This window comes from Burkholderia reimsis (assembly GCF_003294055.1).
GTDB classification, from domain to species: domain Bacteria; phylum Pseudomonadota; class Gammaproteobacteria; order Burkholderiales; family Burkholderiaceae; genus Burkholderia; species Burkholderia cepacia.
The window spans coordinates 12,755-36,587 of record NZ_QMFZ01000054.1 but is presented as its reverse complement, the minus strand read 5'-3'; the positions used below and the strand labels follow the sequence as shown (position 1 = coordinate 36,587).

At 65.4% G+C, this 23,833-nt stretch carries 16 protein-coding genes, 1 tRNA gene and 1 pseudogene; 14 read left to right on the top strand and 4 right to left on the bottom strand.

Annotated elements, in window-relative coordinates; genetic code table 11:
* The 3 genes from polA to DPV79_RS37360 all read left to right on the top strand — a co-directional run bounded on the left by polA (position 1) and on the right by DPV79_RS37360 (position 5,649).
* Positions 1–2,754, top strand: a complete 2,754-nt coding sequence (gene polA / locus DPV79_RS37370) for a DNA polymerase I (protein WP_113047776.1) — start codon at positions 1–3, stop codon at positions 2,752–2,754.
* 271 nt (positions 2,755–3,025) lie between these two features.
* The gene (locus DPV79_RS37365; RefSeq protein WP_042975832.1) at positions 3,026–4,360 is read left to right on the top strand and encodes an NAD(P)/FAD-dependent oxidoreductase; all 1,335 of its coding nucleotides are present in this window, start codon (positions 3,026–3,028) and stop codon (positions 4,358–4,360) included.
* A gap of 413 nt (positions 4,361–4,773) precedes the next feature.
* Entirely contained in the window at positions 4,774–5,649 is an 876-nt protein-coding gene (locus DPV79_RS37360; RefSeq protein ID WP_021160848.1) for a dienelactone hydrolase family protein, read from the top strand.
* A gap of 43 nt (positions 5,650–5,692) precedes the next feature.
* Here the strand turns inward: DPV79_RS37360 and DPV79_RS37355 are convergent, their stop codons facing one another.
* Positions 5,693–6,562, bottom strand: a complete 870-nt coding sequence (locus tag DPV79_RS37355; RefSeq protein WP_113047775.1) for a sulfurtransferase — start codon at positions 6,560–6,562, stop codon at positions 5,693–5,695.
* Between the two features lie 117 nt (positions 6,563–6,679).
* Positions 6,680–7,786 (bottom strand): aromatic ring-hydroxylating oxygenase subunit alpha, encoded by a 1,107-nt coding sequence (locus DPV79_RS37350; RefSeq protein WP_113047774.1) that lies wholly within the window; start codon positions 7,784–7,786, stop codon positions 6,680–6,682.
* Positions 7,787–8,056: 270 nt separating this feature from the next.
* Here DPV79_RS37350 and DPV79_RS37345 point away from each other — a divergent pair, with 270 nt between their 5' ends.
* From DPV79_RS37345 to folE2, 4 genes are all read left to right on the top strand, one after another.
* On the top strand, positions 8,057–8,350 hold the full coding sequence (locus DPV79_RS37345; protein WP_059684416.1) for an exodeoxyribonuclease VII small subunit: 294 nt from the start codon (positions 8,057–8,059) through the stop codon (positions 8,348–8,350).
* Positions 8,347–9,231, top strand: coding sequence for a polyprenyl synthetase family protein (locus DPV79_RS37340; protein ID WP_042975833.1), 885 nt, complete (start codon positions 8,347–8,349; stop codon positions 9,229–9,231). The genes DPV79_RS37345 and DPV79_RS37340 overlap by 4 nt, the downstream gene beginning before the upstream one ends.
* 81 nt (positions 9,232–9,312) lie before the next feature.
* On the top strand, positions 9,313–11,217 hold the full coding sequence (dxs, locus tag DPV79_RS37335) for a 1-deoxy-D-xylulose-5-phosphate synthase (RefSeq protein ID WP_113047773.1): 1,905 nt from the start codon (positions 9,313–9,315) through the stop codon (positions 11,215–11,217).
* A 154-nt stretch (positions 11,218–11,371) separates the two neighbouring features.
* Positions 11,372–12,181, top strand: coding sequence for a GTP cyclohydrolase FolE2 (gene folE2, locus DPV79_RS37330; RefSeq protein ID WP_021160853.1), 810 nt, complete (start codon positions 11,372–11,374; stop codon positions 12,179–12,181).
* A 91-nt stretch (positions 12,182–12,272) separates the two neighbouring features.
* On the opposite strand, the gene tsaD is transcribed toward folE2, so the two are convergent.
* Positions 12,273–13,313, bottom strand: coding sequence for a tRNA (adenosine(37)-N6)-threonylcarbamoyltransferase complex transferase subunit TsaD (gene tsaD / locus DPV79_RS37325; RefSeq protein WP_113047772.1), 1,041 nt, complete (start codon positions 13,311–13,313; stop codon positions 12,273–12,275).
* Between the two features lie 101 nt (positions 13,314–13,414).
* On the opposite strand from tsaD, the pseudogene DPV79_RS37320 reads away from it, so the two are divergent.
* The 7 genes and pseudogenes from DPV79_RS37320 to DPV79_RS37290 all read left to right on the top strand — a co-directional run.
* Positions 13,415–14,665: pseudogene (locus tag DPV79_RS37320) on the top strand (BaiN/RdsA family NAD(P)/FAD-dependent oxidoreductase); the annotation flags it as partial.
* Between the two features lie 106 nt (positions 14,666–14,771).
* A complete protein-coding gene (gene rpsU, locus DPV79_RS37315; RefSeq protein WP_006479415.1) occupies positions 14,772–14,984 on the top strand; it encodes a 30S ribosomal protein S21 in 213 nt (70 codons plus the stop codon).
* 210 nt (positions 14,985–15,194) lie between these two features.
* Positions 15,195–15,641 carry a GatB/YqeY domain-containing protein gene (locus DPV79_RS37310; RefSeq protein WP_021160855.1) on the top strand — a complete coding sequence of 149 codons (447 nt, stop codon included), beginning with the start codon at positions 15,195–15,197 and terminating at the stop codon, positions 15,639–15,641.
* Positions 15,642–15,711: 70 nt separating this feature from the next.
* Positions 15,712–17,586 carry a DNA primase gene (gene dnaG, locus DPV79_RS37305; protein WP_042975837.1) on the top strand — a complete coding sequence of 625 codons (1,875 nt, stop codon included), beginning with the start codon at positions 15,712–15,714 and terminating at the stop codon, positions 17,584–17,586.
* A gap of 88 nt (positions 17,587–17,674) precedes the next feature.
* The gene (rpoD, locus tag DPV79_RS37300) at positions 17,675–20,095 is read left to right on the top strand and encodes an RNA polymerase sigma factor RpoD (RefSeq protein ID WP_113047771.1); all 2,421 of its coding nucleotides are present in this window, start codon (positions 17,675–17,677) and stop codon (positions 20,093–20,095) included.
* 129 nt (positions 20,096–20,224) lie between these two features.
* Positions 20,225–20,300, top strand: a tRNA-Ile gene (locus DPV79_RS37295).
* Positions 20,301–20,553: 253 nt separating this feature from the next.
* Complete coding sequence (locus tag DPV79_RS37290) at positions 20,554–22,104, top strand: phospholipase D family protein (RefSeq protein ID WP_113047770.1); 1,551 nt, start codon at positions 20,554–20,556, stop codon at positions 22,102–22,104.
* A 22-nt stretch (positions 22,105–22,126) separates the two neighbouring features.
* Here the strand turns inward: DPV79_RS37290 and pdxR are convergent, their stop codons facing one another.
* A complete protein-coding gene (gene pdxR / locus DPV79_RS37285; RefSeq protein ID WP_113047769.1) occupies positions 22,127–23,593 on the bottom strand; it encodes a MocR-like pyridoxine biosynthesis transcription factor PdxR in 1,467 nt (488 codons plus the stop codon).
* Between the last annotated feature and the right edge of the window lie 240 nt (positions 23,594–23,833).

The following is a 23,833-nucleotide window of genomic DNA, read 5'->3' as shown; positions in this document are numbered from 1 at the left end:
ATGCCTGAAGAACGAAATCTGGAAGGTAAGACCCTGCTATTGGTTGACGGTTCGAGCTATCTGTATCGGGCTTACCATGCGATGCCTGATTTGCGTGGCCCTGGCGGGGAGCCGACCGGAGCGCTCTACGGAATCATCAACATGCTGCGCCGTATGCGCAAGGAAGTCAGTGCAGAGTATAGCGCTTGCGTGTTCGATGCAAAGGGCAAGACGTTCCGTGACGACCTTTATGCCGACTATAAGGCAAACCGTCCGTCGATGCCGCCCGATCTTGCGTTGCAGGTCGAGCCGATCCACGGCGCCGTGCGTGCGCTCGGCTGGCCGCTGCTGATGGTCGAAGGCGTCGAGGCCGACGACGTGATCGGCACGCTCGCGCGCGAAGCCGAGCGGCACGGGATGAACGTGATCGTGTCGACGGGCGACAAGGATCTCGCACAGCTCGTGACCGACCGCGTCACGCTCGTCAACACGATGACCAACGAGACGCTCGATCGCGACGGCGTGATCGCGAAGTTCGGCGTACCGCCCGAGCGCATCATCGATTACCTCGCGCTGATCGGCGACACCGTCGACAACGTGCCGGGCGTCGAGAAGTGCGGGCCGAAGACAGCCGTGAAATGGCTGGCCCAATACGACAGCCTCGACGGCGTGATCGAGCATGCGGGCGACATCAAGGGCGTGGTGGGCGACAACCTGCGTCGCGCGCTCGACTTCCTGCCGCTCGGCCGCAAGCTCGTGACCGTCGAGACGGCCTGCGATCTCGCGCCGCACCTCGAATCGATCGAAGCGTCGTTGAAGACGGACGGCGAAGCCCGCGACCTGATGCGCGACATCTTCGCGCGCTATGGCTTCAAGACCTGGCTGCGCGAAGTCGACAGCGCGCCGCCCGAAGGCGGCGGCGCCGATGCGCCGGAAGGCGAGCCTGCACCGGTGGTGGCGGCCGACATCGTGCGCGAATACGACACGATCCAGACCTGGGAGCAGTTCGACGCGTGGTTCGCGAAGATCGATGCGGCCGCATTGACCGCGTTCGACACCGAGACGACTGCGCTCGACCCGATGCTCGCGCGGCTCGTCGGCCTGTCGTTTTCGGTCGAGCCGGGCAAGGCCGCGTACCTGCCGGTCGCACACCGCGGCCCCGACATGCCCGAGCAACTGCCGATCGACGAGGTGCTTGCGCGCCTGAAGCCGTGGCTCGAATCGGCCGATCGCAAGAAGGTCGGCCAGCACCTGAAATACGACGCGCAGGTGCTCGCGAACTACGACATCGAACTGAACGGCATCGAGCACGACACGCTGCTCGAATCGTACGTCGTCGAATCGCACCGCACGCACGACATGGACAGCCTCGCGCTGCGCCATCTGGGCGTCAAGACGATCAAGTACGAAGACGTGGCCGGCAAGGGCGCGAAGCAGATCGGTTTCGACGAAGTGGCGCTTGCGGAGGCCGCCGCATACGCGGCCGAAGATGCGGACATCACGCTGCAGCTGCATCACGCGCTGTATCCGCAGGTTGCACGCGAACCGGGCCTCGAGCGCGTGTATCGCGAGATCGAAATGCCCGTGTCGCTCGTGCTGCGCAAGATGGAACGCACGGGCGTGCTGATCGACGATGCGCGCCTGCAGGCGCAGAGCACCGAAATCGCGACGCGCCTGATCGAGCTCGAAGCGCAGGCGTACGAACTGGCCGGCGGCGAATTCAATCTCGGCTCGCCGAAGCAGATCGGGCAGATCTTCTTCGAGAAGCTGCAGCTGCCGGTCGTGAAAAAGACGCCGAGCGGCGCGCCGTCGACCGACGAGGAAGTGCTGCAGAAACTGGCCGAGGACTACCCGCTGCCGAAGCTGTTGCTCGAGCATCGCGGGCTGTCGAAGCTGAAGTCGACCTATACCGACAAGCTGCCGCGCATGGTGAATCCTTCGACGGGCCGCGTGCATACGAACTACGCGCAGGCCGTCGCGGTCACGGGCCGTCTCGCGTCGAACGACCCCAATCTTCAGAACATTCCGGTGCGCACGGCCGAGGGCCGGCGGATCCGCGAGGCGTTCATCGCGTCGCCGGGCCACCGGATCGTGTCGGCCGATTATTCGCAGATCGAACTGCGGATCATGGCGCATATCTCGGGCGACGCGTCGCTGCTGCGCGCGTTCTCGCAGGGCGAGGACATTCACCGCGCGACGGCCGCCGAGGTGTTCGGCGTGACGCCGCTGGAGGTCAATTCCGACCAGCGCCGGATCGCGAAGGTGATCAACTTCGGGCTCATCTACGGGATGAGCGCGTTCGGCCTCGCGTCGAACCTCGGCATTACGCGCGATGCGGCGAAGCTCTATATTGACCGCTATTTCGCCCGTTATCCGGGCGTCGCGCAGTACATGGAAGACACGCGCTCGGCGGCGAAGGAGAAGGGCTACGTCGAAACCGTTTTCGGTCGCCGCCTGTGGCTGCCCGAGATCAACGGCGGCAACGGCCCGCGCCGCCAGGCAGCCGAGCGCGCGGCAATCAACGCGCCGATGCAGGGCACGGCGGCCGACCTGATCAAGCTGTCGATGATCGCGGTGGACGACTGGCTCACGCGCGACAAGCTCGCGTCGCGGATGATCATGCAGGTGCACGATGAACTGGTGCTCGAGGTGCCCGACGAGGAACTGTCGCTGGTGCGCGAGAAACTCCCGGAAATGATGTGCGGCGTCGCGAAGCTCAAGGTGCCGCTCGTCGCCGAAGTGGGGGCCGGCGCGAACTGGGAAGAGGCACACTGACGCACCGCCACGCGGTTCCCGATTCCTGCGGCATATTGTTGCAGGGATGCTGAATATCGAGATGGTTTGCTTGTGGTCAACGCGCAAGCTCCCGGACAATGCATGTCATGGACACGGGGGCTTGCGCACCCCGCGTTCCCGGGGCGGTTGCATCGAAGTGCTTCGAACTGCACATCGATGATGTCCGAACCGGTTAATCCAACGGGTGGCGCGAATGCATCGCGTTCGCGCTGTCCGGCGGCAGCAGTGTCGAATCGCAAAGGGGGAACAGATGCATCGGATCATCATCGTAGGCGGAGGCGCGGGCGGCCTTGAACTGGCGACGCGGCTCGGCGACCGTTACGGCGCGCGCGGCAATCGTCCCGCGCGTGCGCTTGTCACGCTCGTCGACCGCAATCCGACCCACATCTGGAAACCGCTGCTGCATGAGGTCGCGGCCGGCAGCATGGATCCGTTCACGCAGGAGCTCGAATATGCGGCGCAGGCGCGCTGGCATGGCTTCGAATTCCAGCAGGGCGAGCTGACCGGGCTCGACCGCGCGGCGAAACGCTTGACGCTGTCACCCATCAACGACAGCGACGGCGAGGAACTGTTGCCGGCGCGCGAGCTGGAATACGACACGCTCGTGATCGCGATCGGCAGCACGACCCACTTCTTCGGCGTGCAGGGCGCGTCGGAAAACGCGATCGCGCTCGATACGGTCGGCGAGGCCGAGCGTTTCCGCAAGCGGCTGATCGCCGCGTGCATGCGTGCGGAACATCAGGCGCCAGCGCCGACCGCGCCGGGCGAGGCGGCCGAGCCGCGCATCCAGGTCGTGATCGTCGGTGGCGGCGCGACGGGCGTCGAGTTGTCCGCCGAGTTGCGCAACACCGCGCAGGTGTTGTCGGCCTACGGGCTGCACAAGCTCGACCCGCGGCACGACGTCGGCATCGTGCTGATCGAATCGGGGCCGCGAATTCTCCCGGCGTTGCCGGAGCGCGTGTCGTCGGCGACGGCCGAACTGCTCGAAAAGATCGGCGTGCGGCTGATGCTTGCCGAGCGCGTGACCGAGGTGGCGCCCGGCGCCGTTCATACGGCGAGCGGCAAGACGGTGCGCGCCGATCTGACGGTCTGGGCCGCGGGCATCAAGGCGCCGTCCGTGCTCGCCAATCTCGATGGCCTCCAGGTCAACAAGCTCGGCCAGCTTGACGTGCGCCGCACGCTGCAGACCTTTACCGACGACAACGTGTTCGCGCTCGGCGATTGTGCGGCATGCGCATGGCCCGGCAACGAGCGCAACGTGCCGCCGCGCGCGCAGGCTGCGCATCAGCAGGCGAGCTTCCTGCTGAAGGCAATCGGCTGTCGGCTCGACGGGCGCCCGCTGCCCGAATTCACCTATCGCGACCTCGGCTCGCTCGTGTCGCTCGGCCACTTCAGCGCGGTCGGCAACCTGATGGGTGGGCTGATCGGCGGCAACATGCTGATCGAAGGGCTGTTCGCGCGCTTCATGTACATGTCGCTGTACCGGATGCACATCGCCGCGCTGCACGGCTATCCGCGCATGATGCTCGACACGGTTGCGCACTGGCTGCGGCGCACGACGCTGCCGCGCGTCAAGTTGCACTGAGCGCGCGTTCGCGCGGGAAGCGGGCGGGGAGCGCACGTCGTGCGTCGTCCCTGCCCGTCTTTTTTTTGCGTGCTGCCGTGCCGGCATGTGGCGGGCAACATCGACCGCGTGTTTTCCGTTTCAATTCGCCACCATCCGATCGCGCGACGGCGATCGACATGCGGCTTGTTGCATCGCGATTCGATGGGGCGCCTGCGGTTTTTGCGCGGCGATCGACGTGTCGAAGCAACGCGCCGTAATCGAGTCTTACATATCCGACAGTTGACGTGACAACGGATTATTGGGCATCTTGTCCGGGTTTCCGTTTGCGGCGGGGTGCCAACCGCCGCGACATCCGCGCCGCATGCCGGCGCGATGCCACGTCATGCCGTATCCGCGATCGTGACGGCGGCGCCCAATCGAGGAGTGCATTCATGTTGAAACCCGAAGTCGACAGCCTGGTTCCCCACGTTCCGTTCTCGCGCCGCAAGTTCATGCAGGCCGCGCTGGGCGGTGCCTTCGCAGCGGCGGTGCTGCCCGTGTCGGCGCAAACGGTCACGACCGACAGCGAAGGGCTGGACGTCGACACCGTCGAGATCCGCTCGGGAGACGCGAGCGTGCCCGCGTATCGCGCGCAGCCGAAGGACAAGACGAACCTGCCGGTCGTCATCGTGATTCACGAGATTTTCGGCGTGCACGCGCACATCGCCGACGTCTGCCGCCGCTTCGCGAAGCTCGGTTATCTCGCCATCGCGCCCGACCTGTTCGTGCGGCAGGGCAATGCGGCGAAGTATCCGACGATCAAGGATCTGTCCGAGCACATCATCAGCAAGGTACCGGACCGGCAGGTGACCGAGGATCTCGATGCGACCGTCGCGTGGGCCGGCAAGAACGGCGGCGACCTGTCGCGTCTCGGCGTGGTCGGGTTCTGCTGGGGCGGCCGTCAGAGCTGGCTGTATGCCGAGCACAACCCGCACGTGCGTGCGGCCGTTGCATGGTACGGGTTCGTCGAAGGCAAGACCGACGAGATGACGCCGTTCAACCCGGTCGATCATGCATCGTTGCTGAAGGTGCCCGTGCTCGGGCTCTATGGCGAGAAGGACGCGAACATCACGCAGGCATCGCTCGCGGACATGCGCAAGGCGATTCAGGCGAGCGATTCGAAGCTCGCGCGCGAATCGGAGATCGTCGTGTATCCGGATGCCGGCCACGCGTTCTTTGCCGATTACCGGCCGAGCTATGTGAAGGCCGATGCGGAGGAGAGTTGGAAGCGCGCGATCGCGTGGTTCCACAAGTACGGCGTGATGTAAACGGCAAGCGGCGGCACATGCCGCCGCTGCGTTGTGGCCGCGCTTACGGTGTCGGGCCGGTTGCGATCGGTCGCGACGGATCGGCGCTCCATTCGCTCCACGAGCCCGGATACAGCGACGCGCCGTGCAGGCCCGCCACCTCCAGTGCAAGCGCATTGTGGCAGGCGGTGACGCCGGAGCCGCATTGCAGGATCACGCGGTTCGGTTCGGTGCCCGCCAGCACCGCGGAAAACGCTTCGCGCAGTTCATGGCCGGTCTTGAAGCGGCCGTCCGCGGCGAGGTTGTCCTTGAAGAAGCGGTTGCGCGCACCGGGGATGTGGCCGCCCACACGATCGATCGTTTCGTTTTCGCCGCGGTAGCGGTCGGGTGCGCGTGCATCGATCACGACGCGCGTGGGTGTGCTCACGTTGGCGAGCACGGCTGCCGCGTCGACCGTCGATTCGAGCGGCGCCGCCGCGCGGAAATCGCCGGCGGCCGGGTGCGGCACGTCTGGCGCCAGAGGCTGGCCGGCTGCTTCCCAGGCCTGCAGGCCGCCGTCGAGCACGGCGACCGAATCGTGGCCGAGCCAGCGCAGCAGCCACCACAGGCGCGCCGCATAGGCGCCGCCCTGCGCGTCGTACGCGACGACTTGCTGGCCCTGCTTGAGGCCTCGGCTCGCGAGCAGCGTGGCGAGTGCGTCGCGGGTCGGCAGCGGATGGCGGCCGTTGGTGCCCGTCTTGCGGCCCGACAGGTCGCGGTCGAGATGAAGATACTGTGCGCCGGGGATATGGCCGGCCGCATACGCGGCTTCGCCGGCGGCGGGATCGACGAGATCGAAGCGGCAATCGAACAGTGCGACGCTGCCGGGCGCCGCCGCCAGGCGCTCGGCGAGATTGGCGGCGGAAATGAGCGTGGTGTAGTGGGTGTGTGGCATGACGGCTCCCTGGAGTGCGAATGGCCTGACATTCCAAGTCTAAACAAAAAAAGACGGGCCGAAGCCCGTCTTTTCGTCTGCCGGATGCCGTGCGGCGTCAAAGCGCCGCACCGGCTGTCAGATGTCGCCGAGGTGGCGGCGCAGGAACTCGTGGAAGTGCTGCATGCCGTCTTCCATCGGGCTCTGGTACGGGCCGACCTGCGACTCGCCGCGTGCCATCAGCGCACGGCGGCCTGCGTCCATCCGCATCGCGATCTCGTCGTCCTCGACGGCCGTTTCCATATAGGCGGCGCGTTCCGCCTCGACGAATTCGCGTTCGAACAGCGCGATTTCCTCGGGGTAATAGAACTCGACGATGTTGGTCGTCTTTTGCGGGCCTTGCGGGATCAGCCACGACACGACGAGCACGTGCGGATACCACTCGATCATCAGGCCCGGGTAGTAGACCATCCAGATCGCGCCGAACTCCGGCGGCACGCCGTTGCGGAACTTGAGCACCTGCTCGTGCCATTTCTGGTAAGTCGCGCTGCCAGGTTTAGCGAGGGCGTTGTGCACGCCGACCGTCTGCACGCTGTACCAGTCGCCGAACTCCCACTTGAGGTCGTCGCACGACACGAAGCTGCCGAGGCCCGGATGGAACGGGACGACATGGTAATCCTCGAGGTAGACCTCGATGAACGTCTTCCAGTTGTAATCGCACTCGTGCACTTCGACGTGATCGAAGTGGTATTCGGAGAAGTCGAAGTGATGCTTCGTGCCGAGATGGGCGAGATCGCGCGCGACATTCCGGCCTTCGGCTTCGAACAGCAGCCCCTGCCAGTTCTGCAGCGGGCTCTTGCCGAGGTTCAGGCACGGCTTGTCGGGGAAGTGCGGCGCGCCGAGCAACTGGCCTTCCAGGTCGTACGTCCAGCGGTGTAGCGGGCACACGATGTTCTGCGTATGGCCGCGCCCGTTGAGCATGATCGCCTGCCGGTGGCGGCAGACGTTCGACAGCAGTTCGATCTGGTTCGCGGGGTTGCGGACCAGCACGCGACCTTCCTTCTCGGACGGCAGCGCAAAATAATCCCCCGCCTCGGGCACCATCAACTCGTGCCCGACGTAACGAGGTCCTTTCTTGAAGAGGGTTTCGATCTCGCGCTCGAGTAGCGCCTCATCGAAGTATGCAGTGACTGGAAGCTGGCTGTGGGCCGACTTCAACTGAAGCGCATCGCTCAGATTGGACATTCCCACTCCCGGTGTTAGCGTGAAAGCAGTGAACAACCCAACCATCGAAAAATCGATTTAGGGAAACGGGGAATTATACCCGGTTCGCCTCGCAAGGCTAGGATTAAGTGCCTGATTTGTGTCAATTTTTTGTCGGGCGACCGCCGAAAGGCGCACACTGTGCATCGTAGATGGGGCCGGAATTGTGCGCGGGCGCCCACGACGGCAGGTCGGAAAATTCTCTTTTGCCGTAGAATGTCCGACTTGTTTTGAAATTTGACACCCTCGTCCATGGCGAAAACCGCATCCCCAGGCGCCACGCCGCCCGGCAATGGCACCGAACCGTTGCCGGACAATTATGAGATGGCGCTCGCGGAGCTCGAGACGCTGGTTGCCCGGATGGAAGGCGGCGCGTTGAGCCTCGAGGATTCGCTGTCGGCGTATCGCCGCGGCGCGACCCTCGTTGCGTTTTGCCAACAGCAGCTTGAGAAAGTGGAACAGCAGGTTCGCGTGCTCGACGGCGCGACGCTGAAGCCGCTTTCGTCCGGAACGGCCGCCACGGACGGCGAAGACGACGATCTATGACATTCGAACAATGGATGCGGTCCGTGCTTGACCGTGTCGAGGACGCACTCGGCCACTATTTGCCCGCTGAAACCGCGGTGCCGGTGAAACTCCACGAGGCGATGCGCTATGCGGTCCTCGGCGGCGGCAAACGCGTTCGCCCGCTGCTGTGCCATGCAGCAGGCGAACTGACCGGCGCGACGGAAGCGGCGCGCAATGCGGCGGCGGCGGCACTGGAGATGATCCATGTCTACTCGCTCGTGCACGACGACATGCCGTGCATGGACGACGATGCACTGCGTCGCGGCAAGCCGACCGTGCACGTGCAGTACGACGAGCCGACGGCACTGCTGGTCGGCGACGCGCTGCAGTCGCAGGCGTTCGTTGCGCTGACCGACGCCGCTGCGCTGTCGCCGGTGCAGCAGGCCGCGCTCGTGCGCGAGCTGGCGCTGGCGAGCGGCTCGATCGGCATGGCCGGCGGGCAGGCGATCGACCTGGCGAGCGTCGGCCTCAAGCTGACGCGCGAGCAGCTCGAGACGATGCACCGGATGAAGACGGGCGCACTGCTGCGCGCGGCCGTGCGGATGGGCGCGCTGGCCGGCGAGACGCCGTCGGCGGAAACGATGGCGGCGCTCGATGTGTATGCAGGGGCCGTGGGTCTGGCCTTCCAGGTCGTCGACGACATTCTCGACGTCACGACCGATTCGGCGACGCTCGGCAAGACGGCCGGCAAGGATGCGGCGAACGACAAGCCGACCTACGTATCGATCCTCGGCCTCGAGGCGTCGCGCGAGCTCGCAGCACAGCTGCGCGCCGAAGCGCACGACGCGCTGAAACCGTTCGGCGCACGCGCTCAGCGTCTCGCCGAACTTGCCGACCTGGTAGTGAACCGGGTCAGCTGACGCGAAAGCCCGCCGCCGCGCACATGCTACGGTGCGTGCAACAGAATGCGGGCGCGTTTGATTTCCTACAATGGAACGACGATGTACGACTTGCTGAAAACCATCGACGACCCGGCGGACTTGCGCCGCCTCGATCGTCGCCAACTTCAACCGCTCGCGGATGAACTGCGCGCGTTCGTGCTCGACAGTGTGTCGAAGACGGGCGGCCATCTGTCGTCCAACCTCGGGACGGTCGAGCTGACGATCGCGTTGCACTACGTGTTCAACACGCCGAACGATCGCATCGTCTGGGACGTGGGGCACCAGACCTACCCGCACAAGATCCTGACGGGGCGTCGCGACCAGATGCATTCGCTGCGTCAGCAGGACGGCATCTCGGGTTTCCCGCGCCGTTCGGAGTCGGAATACGACACGTTCGGCACCGCGCACTCGAGCACGTCGATCTCGGCCGCGCTCGGCATGGCGATCGGCAGCCAGCTGAACGGCGACGACCGCTTCTCGATCGCCGTGATCGGCGACGGCGCGATGACCGCCGGCATGGCGTTCGAGGCGATGAACAACGCGGGCGTGTCGGAAGACGCGAAAGTGCTCGTGATCCTCAACGACAACGACATGTCGATCTCGCCGCCGGTCGGTGCGCTGAATCGCCATCTCGCACGCCTGATGTCGGGCCGCTTCTACGCGGCTGCGCGCGCGGGCGTCGAGCGCGTGCTGAGCGTTGCGCCGCCGGTGCTCGAACTCGCACGCAAGCTCGAGGAGCACGCGAAGGGCATGGTCGTGCCGGCCACGTTGTTCGAAGAGTTCGGCTTCAACTACATCGGCCCGATCGACGGTCACGATCTCGATTCGCTGATCCCGACGCTGCAGAACATCCGCGAACTGCGCGGCCCGCAGTTCCTGCACGTGGTGACGAAGAAAGGCCAGGGCTACAAGCTCGCCGAAGCCGATCCCGTGCTCTACCACGGCCCGGGCAAGTTCAATCCGGCCGAAGGCATCAAGCCGTCCGCCACGCCCGCGAAGAAGACGTACACGCAGGTGTTCGGCGAGTGGCTGTGCGATGAAGCCGAGCGCGACACGCGCGTCGTCGGCATCACGCCCGCGATGCGCGAAGGCTCGGGCATGGTCGAGTTCGAGAAGCGCTTCAAGGATCGCTACTACGACGTCGGCATCGCCGAGCAGCACGCGGTGACGTTCGCCGGCGGCCTCGCGACCGAAGGGCTCAAGCCGGTCGTCGCGATTTACTCGACGTTCCTGCAACGTGCGTACGATCAGCTGATCCACGACGTCGCGCTGCAGAACCTGCCGGTCGTGTTCGCGATCGACCGCGCGGGCCTCGTCGGCGCGGACGGCGCGACGCATGCGGGCGCGTACGATCTCGCGTTCATGCGCTGCATTCCGAACATGACGATCATGGCCGCATCCGACGAGAACGAATGCCGCCAGATGCTGCACACGGCGCTGCAACAGCCGAACCCGACCGCGGTGCGTTATCCGCGCGGCGCGGGTACGGGCGTGGCGACGGTGAAGGAGTTCACGGAGATCCCGCTCGGCAAGGGTGAAGTGCGTCGCCACACGTCGCAGCCGGAAGGCAAGCGCGTCGCGATCCTCGCGTTCGGCACGATGGTCGCACCGTCGCTTGCCGCCGCCGAGGAACTCGATGCAACCGTCGCGAACATGCGCTTCGTGAAGCCGGTCGACGCGGCGCTCGTGCGTGAACTCGCCGAGACGCACGACTACCTCGTCACGGTCGAGGAAGGCTGCGTGATGGGCGGCGCGGGCTCGGTCTGCGTGGAAGCCCTGATGGAGAGTGGGGTTATCCGACCCGTACTACAATTGGGCCTCCCTGACCTGTTCATCGATCACGGCGACCCCGCGAAGCTGCTGTCGCAATGCGGCCTCGACGGCGCGGGTATCGCGAAATCGATTCGCGAACGCTTTCTGAATCCGGCGGCCGATGTCGCCGGTCAGGCGAAGCGCGTCGCATAAGCTGGCGCCGCCTGCGGGCGGTGCCGGTGCGACTGGCGCGACCGGTCTTCATTGATGCGGAAAACATGGGCCTGCGGGCCCATGTTGCTTTTCCGGCTGCCGCATGACGCGGCGTGCGCGTCATCGAACGCGCGGCTTACAAGGATTGAACAAGATGAACCAGATGAATCCCGCCTTCGTGATGCCCGACGTGCAGAGCACGGTGGATACCCGCCAGATTCCGATTCAGCGCGTGGGCGTGAAGGCGGTCCGGCATCCGTTGACGGTGTGTACCGAAGGTGGCGACGTGCAGCCGACCGTCGGTGTCTGGAATCTCGACGTCCGCCTGCCGGCCGACCAGAAGGGTACGCACATGTCGCGCTTCGTCGCGCTGCTCGAAGAGAATCGCGCACCGCTGACGGTCGAGCGTTTTCGCGCGATGCTCGCGTCGATGCTCGAGAAGCTGGAAGCCGAGGCGGGCCGCATCGAGGTCACGTTCCCGTACTTCGTGAACAAGACGGCGCCGGTGTCGGGTGTGCAGAGCCTGCTCGACTATGAAGTGACGCTCGCGGGCGAAAGCCGCAACGGCGACACGCGCCTGTTCCTCAAGGTGCTCGTGCCGGTGACGAGCCTGTGCCCGTGCTCGAAGAAGATCTCGCAATACGGCGCGCACAACCAGCGCTCGCACGTGACGATCGACGCGGAGCTCGCGGCCGACCTGCCGGTCGAGGCGCTGATCCGCATCGCGGAGGAAGAAGCGTCGTGCGAGCTGTGGGGCCTGTTGAAGCGTCCGGACGAGAAGTTCGTCACCGAGCGCGCATACGAGAACCCGAAGTTCGTCGAGGATCTCGTGCGCGACGTCGCGCAGCGTCTCGACGCGGACGAGCGCGTGGTCGCGTATGTGCTCGAAGCCGAGAACTTCGAGTCGATCCACAATCACAGCGCGTATGCGCTGATCGAACGCGACAAGCGGCAGGCGGCATAACGCTGCGTCGTTTTGCCGCGCCGATGAAAAAGGCCGCTCGTATGAGCGGCCTTTTCGTTTGTCGGTGTGGCGTTGTGTCGCGGGGCGTCGCTCAGCGTGCGAGCGACGCGAGATCCCAGCGCGGCTTCACCGTGAAGGCGTAGTCGGCATTCGCCTGCTCGGGCCAGCGGTCGAGCCGCAATGCGCCCGCGAGCGCGATCATCGCGCCGTTGTCGGTGCAGAGCGCGAGGTCGGGGTAGTGCACGTCGAAACCGCGCTTGGTCGCGGCGGCCGACAGCGCGGCGCGCAACTGGCGGTTCGCGCCGACACCGCCCGCGACCACGAGGCGCTTGAGCTTCGTTTTCTTCAGCGCGGCGAGCGACTTCGCGACGAGCACGTCGACGGCCGCGTCGACGAAGCCGCGCGCGAGGTCGGCCGTTGCGCGTTCGAGCGCAACGCCCTCCAGCTTCGCCGCTTCGAACTTCTTCATCTGCGTGAGCACGGCCGTCTTCAGGCCGCTGAAGCTGAAGTCGAGATCGCCCGAATGCAGCATCGGGCGCGGCAGCACGACCGCACCCGGCGTGCCGGTTTCGGCGAGCTTCGAGACTTCCGGGCCGCCCGGGTAGCCGAGGCCGATCAGCTTGGCCGTCTTGTCGAACGCTTCGCCGGCCGCGTCGTCGAGTGTTTCGCCGAGCGTCTCGTACACGCCGACGTCGGTCACGCGCATCAGTTGCGTGTGGCCGCCCGACACCAGCAGGGCGACGAACGGGAACGGCGGCGGCTCGTCGACGAGCAGCGGCGACAGCAGGTGGCCTTCGAGGTGGTGGATGCCGACGGTCGGCTTGTTCCAGGCAAGCGCGAGCGCATTCGCGATGCTCGCGCCGACCAGCAGCGCGCCGGCGAGGCCGGGGCCCTGGGTGAACGCGATCGCGTCGATGTCGTCGCGGCGCGTGCCGCTTTGCGCCATCACTTCCTCGAGCAGCGGCAGCGCGCGGCGGATGTGGTCGCGCGACGCGAGCTCGGGCACGACGCCGCCGTACTCGCGGTGCATCGCGATCTGCGAATGGAGCGCGTGCGCGAGCAGGCCGCGCTGCGTGTCGTAGAGCGCGAGGCCGGTTTCGTCACAGGAGCTTTCGATGCCGAGAACGAGCATGGGTGCGGGCAGGGCGCGCCGTATCGAGCGCGCCGCAGGAAGGTCAACGTAACCGGAAATTATAGCAGGCGGGGGCAGGTCGCCGCCGCAGGCAGCCCCGGGCCGGAGGCCGGGCGGGTACAATCCGCGCCATGGAAACCTATGACATCGCCGTGATCGGCGCGGGCGCCGCCGGGATGATGAGCGCCGCGGTTGCCGGGCAGCTCGGCCGCCGCGTCGTGCTGATCGACCACGCGCCGCGGCTCGCCGAGAAGATCCGCATCTCGGGCGGCGGCCGCTGCAACTTCACGAATCTTTACGCGGGCCCCGACAACTATCTGTCGGCGAATCCGCATTTCGCGCGCTCGGCGCTGGCGCGCTATACGCCGCGCGACTTCCTCGGGCTGCTCAAGCGCCATCATGTGACCTGGCACGAAAAGCACAAGGGCCAGCTCTTTTGCGACCACGGCAGCGACGCGATCATCGACGTGCTGAAGCACGAGTGCGACGCGGGCGGCATCGCGTGGCGCAGGCCCGTCGTCGTCGACGCGGTGCGCCACGCGCCGGCCGACGGCTTCGCGCTCGACACGCAGCAGGCGGGGACGATCGGCGCGCGCGCGCTGATCATCGCGACCGGCGGCCTGTCGATTCCGAAAATCGGCGCGACCGACTTCGGTTACCGGCTCGCCAAGCAGTTCGGCCACAAGCTGATCGACACGCGGCCCGCGCTCGTGCCGCTGACGTTCGCGCAGCAGGACTGGGAGCCGTTCGCGGCGTTGTCCGGTGTATCGCTCGAAGTGCGCGTTTCGACCGGCGACAAGAAGCGCGGCGGAGAATTCGTCGAGGACCTGTTGCTGACCCATCGCGGCCTGTCCGGGCCAGGGATCCTGCAGATTTCGAGTTACTGGCAGCCGGGCGACCCGATCCGCGTCGACCTGTTGCCGCAACGCGATACGGTGGCCGACCTGCTCGACGCGAAGCGCACGTCGAAGCGCCAGATCGGTTCGCTGCTCGCGGACTGGGTGCCGTCGCGTCTCGCGCATGCGTGGCTCGACACGCATCGCGTCGCGGCCGACGCGCGGCTCGCGGACCTGCCCGACAAGACGTTGCGCCAGATCGGCGACGCGCTGTCCGGCTGGACGCTGACGCCGAACGGCACCGAGGGCTACAAGAAAGCCGAAGTGACGAAGGGCGGGGTCGATACGCGCGACCTGTCGTCGGCGACGATGATGAGCGCGCGTGTGCCGGGGCTGTTCTTCGTCGGCGAGGCGGTGGACGTGACGGGCTGGCTCGGCGGCTACAACTTCCAGTGGGCGTGGGCGTCCGGCACGGCGGCCGGGCAGGCTGCCGCGGAGTATTCGCGTGGCGCCTGACATGCCGGGCCGACGCCGTTTTGGCGGGACCAGGCCCCGTGCCTTTGGGCAATCGCTCTGCTATACTCGGTAGTCTTTCCCTGCAAACCTTTATTCGTGTCGGATCATGACGATCATTCGCGTTAAAGAGAACGAGCCGTTCGAAGTTGCAATGCGTCGCTTCAAGCGCACGATCGAGAAGAACGGGTTGTTGACCGAACTTCGCGCGCGCGAGTTTTACGAGAAGCCGACCGCGGAGCGCAAGCGCAAGAAGGCGGCAGCGGTGAAGCGTCATTACAAGCGTATCCGCAGCCAGACGCTGCCGAAGAAGCTGTACTGAACGATTGGGCGCCGCGCGGTTCGCTGAGCGGCGCACCGGCGACTCCGCGCGATCGGGCGATCGCGGAAGATCGAGCATGATCGTGCGACCGATCAGGCGAGCCGCCGATGCCGGATTCGAGCAACCCGCTTGAGACACAGTCCCAAGCGGGTTTTTGTGTTGACGCCCGTATGGCGGGCGTCGGATTCACGTTTCCTTCCCGGGTGAAAGATGAGTTTGAAAGAGCAGATCAGCGAAGACATGAAGGCCGCGATGCGCGCGAAGGAAAGCGAGCGCCTGGCAACGATTCGCCTGCTGATGGCCGCGATCAAGCAGCGCGAAGTCGACGATCAGATCACCCTCGACGACGCGGGCATCACGGCCGTGATCGACAAGATGATCAAGCAGCGCAAGGATTCGATCAGCCAGTTCCAGGCCGCCGGCCGTGACGACCTCGTCGCGAAGGAGCAGGCGGAACTGGTCGTGCTGAGCGGCTACATGCCCGAGCAGCTGTCGGAGGCCGAGGTGGCCGCCGAAGTCCAGGCCGCGGTTGCGCAGACGGGCGCGGCGGGCCCGCAGGACATGGGCAAGGTGATGGGTGTCCTGAAGGGCAAGCTCGCCGGCCGTGCCGACATGACGGCCATTTCCGCACTGGTCAAGGCCGCGCTTTCGAAGTAACACCTGTCTCCCCGGCGCACGCGGTGCGTGCGCCGGGGTGTCGTATTGTCTTTTTTCGCTCGATCCCACGGTGATTCCGCATTCGTTCCTGCAGGATTTGCTGAACCGCGTCGATATCGTCGACGTGGTGGGCCGGTACGTGCAGCTCAAGAAGGGCGGCGCCAACTTCATGGGGCTGTGCCCGTTCCATAACGAGAAAAGCCCGTCGTTTACGGTCAGTCCGACCAAGCAGTTCTATCATTGCTTCGGCTGCGGCGCGCACGGCACGGCGATCGGCTTCCTGATGGAACACGCGGGTCTCACGTTCCCGGAAGCCGTGCAGGAGCTCGCGCAGTCGGTCGGCCTGACCGTGCCGCACGAGCCATCGATGCGTGGCGGCGGTGGGGGTGGAGGCGGCGGTGACTATCCGGCGCCGGTGTCGAAATCGGTTGCGACCGCGCTGTCCGACGCAATGACCGCTGCGTGCGACTACTACCGCAAGCAGTTGCGCGGCGCGACCGTCGCGATCCAGTACCTGAAAAACCGGGGCCTGACCGGCGAGATCGCCGCGCGCTTCGGGCTCGGCTATGCGCCGGACGGCTGGCAGAACCTCGAGGCAGCATTCCCCGACTATCGCGACGAGTCGCTCGTCGAGTCGGGGCTCGTGATCGTCAGCGAGAAGACCGATGCGCAGGGCGTCGCGCGCCGCTACGACCGGTTCCGCGAGCGGATCATGTTCCCGATCCGCAATGTGAAGGGGCAGGTGATCGGCTTCGGCGGTCGCGTGCTCGGCAGCGGCGAGCCGAAGTACCTGAACTCGCCTGAAACCCCGTTGTTCAACAAGGGGAGCGAGCTGTACGGCCTGTTCGAGGCGCGGCTCGCGATTCGCGAGCGCAAGTACGTGCTGGTCGTCGAAGGCTACATGGACGTCGTCGCGCTTGCGCAGCTCGGGTTCCCGAATGCGGTCGCGACACTCGGTACCGCGTGTACGCCGATTCACGTGCAGAAGCTGCTGCGCCAGACTGATACGGTCATTTTCAGTTTCGACGGCGATTCGGCCGGGCGGCGGGCGGCCCGGCGCGCGCTCGAGGCATGCCTGCCGCATGCCGGCGACAACCGTACGATCCGGTTCCTGTTTTTGCCGGCCGAGCACGATCCGGACAGCTACGTGCGCGAATTCGGCGCGGATGCGTTCTCCGAACAGGTCGAGCGCGCGATGCCGCTGTCGCAATTTCTGCTGAACGAAGCAATTGCCGGCAAGGCGCTCGATCAGCCGGAAGGCCGCGCGAAGGCGTTGTTCGATGCGAAGCCGATGTTGCAGGCGCTGCCCGCGAACGCGTTGCGCGCGCAGATCATGCACATGTTCGCCGACCGCCTCGATATCCCGTTCGAAGAGGTCGCGGGGCTGTCCGACGTCGATACGCGGATCGCGGCACCGCCGCGCCAGGCGCCCGCACGCAGCGAGCGGCGCCGCGTGACGGACAGCGAAAAGCGTGCGTTGCGCACGCTGGTGATGCATCCGCGCATCGCGTCGCAGCTCGACGATGAACAGATTGCGACCCTGCGTGCGTTGCCGCGCATCGGCGAGCTGTTCGCGGAGGTCGTCGACCATGCCCGCGCGCTGGGCGACGGCGCGGAGTTCCGGCTGCTTTCCGATGTCCTGCGGACGTCCTCGAATGGAGCGACTTACGAGGAAATCTTCCGCGAAATTCTGGACTATGATGAAAACGTCCGCGATTTGCTGTTACAGAATCCGGAAGACGAGACGGTGCCCGAGCGGCAGCGTGAGCAGGAACGGATCGCGGGGGAGGAGTTGCAGGCCGCGGTGCTCAAGATGCGTTACGACGCCTGCTGCGACCGGCTTGACAGGCTGGCGCGGCAATCTACCTTCACACCCGAGGAATTGGCCGAATTGACGGAATTGAACCAGCAGCGAACCGACATGAAGCGTCGGCTCGGGCTGTAGGCGGCCGGGGAGCTTAGAGAGGGTTCCCCAGCGTGCTATAATATAAGGTTTCCAGCGGTTTGTTTTCCAAGCAAAGGCGAGAATCGCGATGGCAAAGACGACAGGCGGAAAGAAAGCAACAGGCAAGGGCTCGACGGAGCCGACCAAGAAGGTCACAGCGGCCAAGTCTGCTTCTTCCACCAGGACAACGTCTTCAGCCACGTCAGCCCCAGCAGGAAAAAAAACCGCGGCCGGCACTGCTCAGGCTGCGCCGGCGCCGGCAGCCAGAACACGGGCTGCCGCCAGACCCGACTCCGGGCCGGCCAAGCCGGCGGCGAAGCGGGCAAGTGCGAAAAGCGCAAGGGACACGACTGCCGCCGCGGACGAAACGGCAGTACGTACTACTCATGCACCCACGGTTCAACCGGCTGTCGTCCAGCAGCCGCGAGTCGATATAGCCGGTACGGCGAACTCCATGACCAAAAAGCTGAACGAAGTATCCGTCGAAGACGACGCAAATCAGAGCGACGAGCAGCCCGCAGCAGCAGCGGCTGCACCGGGCAAATCCAAGGTGCGCGACCGTCGCGCCAAGGAAAAGGCGCTGCTGAAGGAAGCGTTCGCGACGAGCACGCCGGGTACGGCCGAGGAGCTCGAAGAGCGCCGCGTGAAACTGCGCGCGCTGATCAAGCTCGGCAAGGAGCGCGGCTTCCTCACGTACGCCGAAATCAACGACCACCTGCCGGACAACTTCACCGAGACCGAAGCCCTCGAAGGCATCATCGGCACGTTCAACGACATGGGCGTGGCGGTCTACGAGCAGGCGCCGGACGCGGAAACGCTGCTCCTGAACGACAACGCGCCCGCCGCGTCGTCGGACGATGAAGTCGAAGAGGAAGCGGAAGTCGCGCTGTCCACCGTCGATTCGGAATTCGGCCGCACGACCGATCCGGTCCGGATGTACATGCGCGAAATGGGCACGGTCGAGCTGCTCACGCGTGAAGGCGAAATCGAGATCGCGAAGCGGATCGAGGACGGCCTGCGCCACATGGTGATGGCCATCTCCGCGTGCCCGACGACGATCGCCGACATCCTCGCGATGGCCGAACGCGTCGCGAACGAAGAGATCCGCGTCGACGAGCTCGTCGACGGCCTGCTCGATCCGAATGCTGCGGACGCCGCCGATACGGACGGCTTCTCCGCGAAGGAAGCGGAAGCCATCGAGAACGAGGACGAGGAAGCCGAAGAGGAAGAGGAAGAAGAGGAAGAGGAGGAAGATGACGGTGCCGCACAGGCATCGGCCAACGCCGCCCAGCTCGAAGCCCTCAAGCGTGCGTCGCTCGAGAAGTTCTCGCAGATCAGCGAGTGGTTCGACAAGATGCGCCGCGCGTTCGAGAAGGAAGGCTACAAGTCGAAGGCCTACCTGAAGGCGCAGGAAACGATCCAGACCGAACTGATGACGATCCGCTTCACCGCGCGTACCGTCGAACGCCTGTGCGACACGCTGCGTGCGCAGGTGGACGAAGTGCGTCAGGTCGAACGCCAGATCCTGCACATCGTCGTCGACAAGTGCGGCATGCCGCGTTCGGAATTCATCGCGCGCTTCCCGGGCAGCGAAACCGACCTCGACTGGGCCGAGAAGATCATGGCCGAAGGCCATTCGTACAGCGCGGTGCTGTCGCGTAACGTTCCGGCGATCCGCGAACAGCAGCAGCGCCTGCTCGACCTGCAGGCGCGTGTCGTGCTGCCGCTGAAGGACCTGAAGGAAACCAACCGCCAGATGGCGGCCGGCGAACTGAAGGCGCGCCAGGCGAAGCGTGAAATGACCGAGGCCAACCTGCGTCTCGTGATCTCGATCGCGAAGAAGTACACGAACCGCGGCCTGCAGTTCCTCGACCTGATCCAGGAAGGCAACATCGGCCTGATGAAGGCGGTGGACAAGTTCGAATACCGGCGCGGCTACAAGTTCTCGACCTATGCGACGTGGTGGATCCGCCAGGCCATCACGCGCTCGATCGCGGACCAGGCGCGCACGATCCGTATTCCGGTTCACATGATCGAGACGATCAACAAGATGAACCGCATCTCTCGGCAGATCCTGCAGGAAACCGGTCTCGAGCCGGATCCGGCAACGCTCGCCGAGAAGATGGAGATGCCGGAAGACAAGATCCGCAAGATCATGAAGATCGCGAAGGAGCCGATCTCGATGGAAACGCCGATCGGTGACGACGACGATTCCCATCTCGGCGACTTCATCGAGGACACCAACACGGTCGCGCCGGCGGATGCCGCGCTGCATGCGAGCATGCGCGACGTCGTGAAGGACGTGCTCGATTCGCTGACGCCGCGCGAGGCGAAGGTGCTGCGGATGCGCTTCGGTATCGAGATGAGCACCGATCACACGCTCGAGGAAGTCGGCAAGCAGTTCGACGTCACGCGTGAACGGATCCGTCAGATCGAGGCCAAGGCGCTGCGCAAGCTGCGTCACCCGAGCCGTTCCGACAAGCTGAAGTCGTTCCTCGAAGGGAACTGATTTCCAGCGTCTCTCCTGCGAACGCCGCCGGTATCCGCGTGATGCCGGTGGCGTTTGTCTCCTTTGTTGTTACAATGCCGGCCCGGCTTCTTTGCCGGGGCAGCGTGTGACACGCTTCGATTTTTTTCAGGGCTTGTAGCTCAGCGGTTAGAGCAGTCGACTCATAATCGATTGGTCGCGGGTTCGAACCCCGCCGGGCCCACCAGATTTCATGCGCGCGCTCGCGCCGCATGCCGAGAACCCGCGATGGCTTCATGCGTCGCGGGTTTTTCTTTGTATGGACGCGTGCCGCGATCAGGAAAGTACCGAGAGGGTGCCGCGCCGCTGTCAATCGAAGTATGCTGTAGCGCGGCCGTTCCACACGCGACACCGGGTACGGCCGAACGAAAACCAGGCAGCCCCGCGATCCGTCCGGCGGCGAGAACAAACAGACTTCGGCCGGGAGCGGGACGGCAATCATGACCATGCTGCGTTCGTGGGGTGCGATTCTTTCGTTGCTGGCGCTCGTCGCATGCGCGAGCCTGCCGCCGCAGGCCGATCGCGCGCCGACGCACGCGTACACCGATACGGACGACACGCGGCTGGGCGTCGCGTTCCAGCAGCAAGCCAGCGCCCATCCCGGGCAGGACGCGTTTCACCTGCTGACCGATCCGGTCGACGCGCTGGATGCACGCGTGTTGCTCGCCGATCGCGCGGACCGTTCGCTCGACCTTCAGTACTACATCTGGCACGACGACCTGACCGGGCACGAACTGGCCGACGCGATCATTCGCGCGGCGGATCGCGGCGTCCGCGTCCGTGCGCTGCTCGACGATCTCGGCACGAACGCGGACGACCGCAAGCTGCTCGAGATCAGTTCACACCCGAACATCGAGATCCGGCTGTTCAATCCGGTCGCCACGCGGCGGTTCAAGAAGATCGGCACGGTGTTCGAGTTCTCGCGCGTCAACCGGCGCATGCACAACAAGGCGATGATCGCGGACAACCAGGCGGCGATCGTCGGCGGCCGCAATATCGGCGACGAGTATTTCGGCGCATCGTCGATGCTGGAGTTCGGCGATCTCGATGTCGTCGTCCACGGCCCGGTCGTGAAGGACATCTCGACCGAATTCGACACGTTCTGGAATTCCCCGTACGCGTATCCGATCAGCGCGCTGGTCGGGCACGAGGCGGCACCCGGCGGGCTGGACCGCGAGCGCGAACGGTTGCGCGACTACCTGAGGGCCATGGAGGACAATCCGTACGTGCTCGAGGCCAGGCAGCGACTCGACCGGATCGTTCACGGGCAGGGCACGGAACTGTCGTGGGGGCGCGCAACGGTGCTGTACGACGATCCGTCGAAGATCGCGCGCGCGCCGAAGGACAGCGACGGGCATTTGATGCCGCAACTGCGGGCGCTCGCGTTGCAGCCCGAACATGACCTGCTTATCGTGTCGCCGTATTTCGTGCCGGGCAAGGATGTCGTCGAGCGGTTGCGCGCGCTCACGGCGCGCGGCGTGCGCGTCACGGTGCTGACCAACTCGCTCGCGTCGACCGACGTGGCGGCCGTGCATGCGGGCTACCGGCATTACCGGAGCGATCTCGTGGCAGCCGGCGTGCGGCTTTACGAACGGCGGCCGTCGGGCGACAAGAGCATCTCGAAGCAGGTCATCATCGGATCGTCGCGTGCGTCGCTGCATGCGAAGACCTACGTGTTCGACCACAAGAGCATTTTCATCGGTTCGATGAATCTCGATCCGCGTTCGCTGAACCTCAATACGGAGATCGGCGTTTACTGCGAGAGCCCGGCGATTGCGTCGCAGGTGGCGAACGATCTGGACGCGCGGCTCGATCGAATCGCGTGGCGCGTCGAGCCGAGGACCGATCCGGCAGGCAACGGACAGCTCAAGTGGATTCAGACCGATTCGGACGGGAAGGTCATCGAGCTCGATCACGAACCGGAAGTGTCGGCCGGGCGGCGGATGGAAGTCTGGTTTCTCGGGCTGTTTCCGCTGGAATCGCAACTGTGAGCGAGGATGCCGCGTGTGACGCTCAGCCACGCGTGCGGCTCTGCTCGTCGATGACGGCTGCGAGCTGCATCGTCGCGGTCTCGATCGTCGCATCGCTCAGCCCGGAGTATCCCAGCACGAAGCCGTTGTACGGCCGGCCGTCGCCGACCCGGTAGCTGCTCAGCGGCTGAAGCAGCAGGCCACGCGAGGCTGCGGCGCGGGCGACGTCGGTATCGCGCAGCGGGAGCGCGAGATCCGCCGACAGATGCATGCCGCCCGGGCTTTCCCGAACGCACAGCGCGGTGCCGAGGTGGCGGGCGAGTGCCGTTTCCAGGTTGTTCCGCCGCTCGGCATACAGCGTCCTCATCCTGCGCAGGTGCCGCGCAAAGAGGCCGGTGTCGATGAACTCGGCCATCGCGAGTTGATCGGCCGGGTGGCCGCGATGAACGAGTTCGCGCAGCGTCCGGGTGAAGCGTTCGACCAGAACCGGCGGAACCACCATGAAGCCGAGCCGAAGGGCAGGAAACATCGTCTTGCTGAAGGTGCCGAGATAGCAGACCGGTGCGTCGGCATGCAGGCCCTGGATCGCGGGCAGCGGCTCGCCGTCGTGGCGGAACTCGCTGTCGTAGTCGTCCTCGATGATCCACGCGCCGCACGCACGTGCGTGCTCGACGAGCGCCGCTCGTCGCCGGGGGCTCATCAGCGCGCCGAGCGGGTATTGATGCGACGGCGTCGTATAGATCAGCCGGGGCGGCCGGGTGCGCCACTGTTCGTCGGTGGGCGCCATCCCTTCGCGGTCGACCTCGATCGGCACGATATCGAGGCCGGTCGAGCGGAATGCGGTACGGGCGCCGTTGTAGCAGGGGTTCTCGAGCCAGCCTGGTTCGCCGGGATTCGCCAGCATGCGCGCGCACAGCTCGAGGCTGCCTTGCGTGCCGTCGGTGATGAATACCTGGCCTGTTTCGCAGCGCACGCCTCGTGAGACGCGAATGTAGGCCGCCACGGCACGCCGCAGTTCGGGCAGCCCTTCGACCGGACCGTATGCGAGCTGCGCGGGCTTGATGACTTTCCATGCGCGCTCGATGCAACGGCGCCATTGGGCAACGGGGAATTCATCGAGCGACGGAAGACCGGGAACGAACGGCAGCATGCGTTCGGGTTCGGGATCGGCGTTCTCCAGCCCGTGCACGCGCTCGGACAAGCGAACCGTGGCCGGCCCGCTCTCGAGCCCGGCGCTCGAACGGCCGCATCCGTCCCAGCGCGTGATCGTACCGTTGCGCGTGGCCGCCACGAAGCCTTCCTCGGCAAGGCGCTCGTACGCATAGACCGCCGAATTGCGCGCGATGCCCAACTCGGCCGCGAGCACGCGGGTCGACACGAGCCGTGTGCCGGACGGGATATGCCCTTCCAGCAGCATGTTGCGCAGGCTCCGGTAGAGGGCCTCCTGCTGGCTGTGGCGTGTCGTGCCCTCCTGTCTGGAAAGCGACGAGATGAGCAGCGCGAGATCCATGGGCTGGTTCCAGAATTTTTCGGTGAGCTGGTTCTTTTGAAGATTCGGCGCGCATCGTATCGTTCACGTTCTCGCGGTGCCGGCCGGTGCGCGGGGCCTTCCGGCGATCGTCCCCGATTACGGCACGCGCGTATTTTGATCGATTTGAAGCGCGACTGTCGACGCGGCGATCGATCGGTCGTTCAGGCGTGGAAGTCGCACGCGTTCAATCCGATTAACTTTGCAGTACAAATATATTCC

Coding starts and splice junctions, on each gene's coding strand:
- polA (WP_113047776.1), top strand. CDS start 1: ATGCCTGAAGAACGAAATCTGGAAGGTAAGACCCTGCTATTGGTTGAC.
- DPV79_RS37365 (WP_042975832.1), top strand. CDS start 3,026: ATGCATCGGATCATCATCGTAGGCGGAGGCGCGGGCGGCCTTGAACTG.
- DPV79_RS37360 (WP_021160848.1), top strand. CDS start 4,774: ATGTTGAAACCCGAAGTCGACAGCCTGGTTCCCCACGTTCCGTTCTCG.
- DPV79_RS37355 (WP_113047775.1), bottom strand. CDS start 6,562: ATGCCACACACCCACTACACCACGCTCATTTCCGCCGCCAATCTCGCC.
- DPV79_RS37350 (WP_113047774.1), bottom strand. CDS start 7,786: ATGTCCAATCTGAGCGATGCGCTTCAGTTGAAGTCGGCCCACAGCCAG.
- DPV79_RS37345 (WP_059684416.1), top strand. CDS start 8,057: ATGGCGAAAACCGCATCCCCAGGCGCCACGCCGCCCGGCAATGGCACC.
- DPV79_RS37340 (WP_042975833.1), top strand. CDS start 8,347: ATGACATTCGAACAATGGATGCGGTCCGTGCTTGACCGTGTCGAGGAC.
- dxs (WP_113047773.1), top strand. CDS start 9,313: ATGTACGACTTGCTGAAAACCATCGACGACCCGGCGGACTTGCGCCGC.
- folE2 (WP_021160853.1), top strand. CDS start 11,372: ATGAACCAGATGAATCCCGCCTTCGTGATGCCCGACGTGCAGAGCACG.
- tsaD (WP_113047772.1), bottom strand. CDS start 13,313: ATGCTCGTTCTCGGCATCGAAAGCTCCTGTGACGAAACCGGCCTCGCG.
- rpsU (WP_006479415.1), top strand. CDS start 14,772: ATGACGATCATTCGCGTTAAAGAGAACGAGCCGTTCGAAGTTGCAATG.
- DPV79_RS37310 (WP_021160855.1), top strand. CDS start 15,195: ATGAGTTTGAAAGAGCAGATCAGCGAAGACATGAAGGCCGCGATGCGC.
- rpoD (WP_113047771.1), top strand. CDS start 17,675: ATGGCAAAGACGACAGGCGGAAAGAAAGCAACAGGCAAGGGCTCGACG.
- DPV79_RS37290 (WP_113047770.1), top strand. CDS start 20,554: ATGACCATGCTGCGTTCGTGGGGTGCGATTCTTTCGTTGCTGGCGCTC.
- pdxR (WP_113047769.1), bottom strand. CDS start 23,593: ATGGATCTCGCGCTGCTCATCTCGTCGCTTTCCAGACAGGAGGGCACG.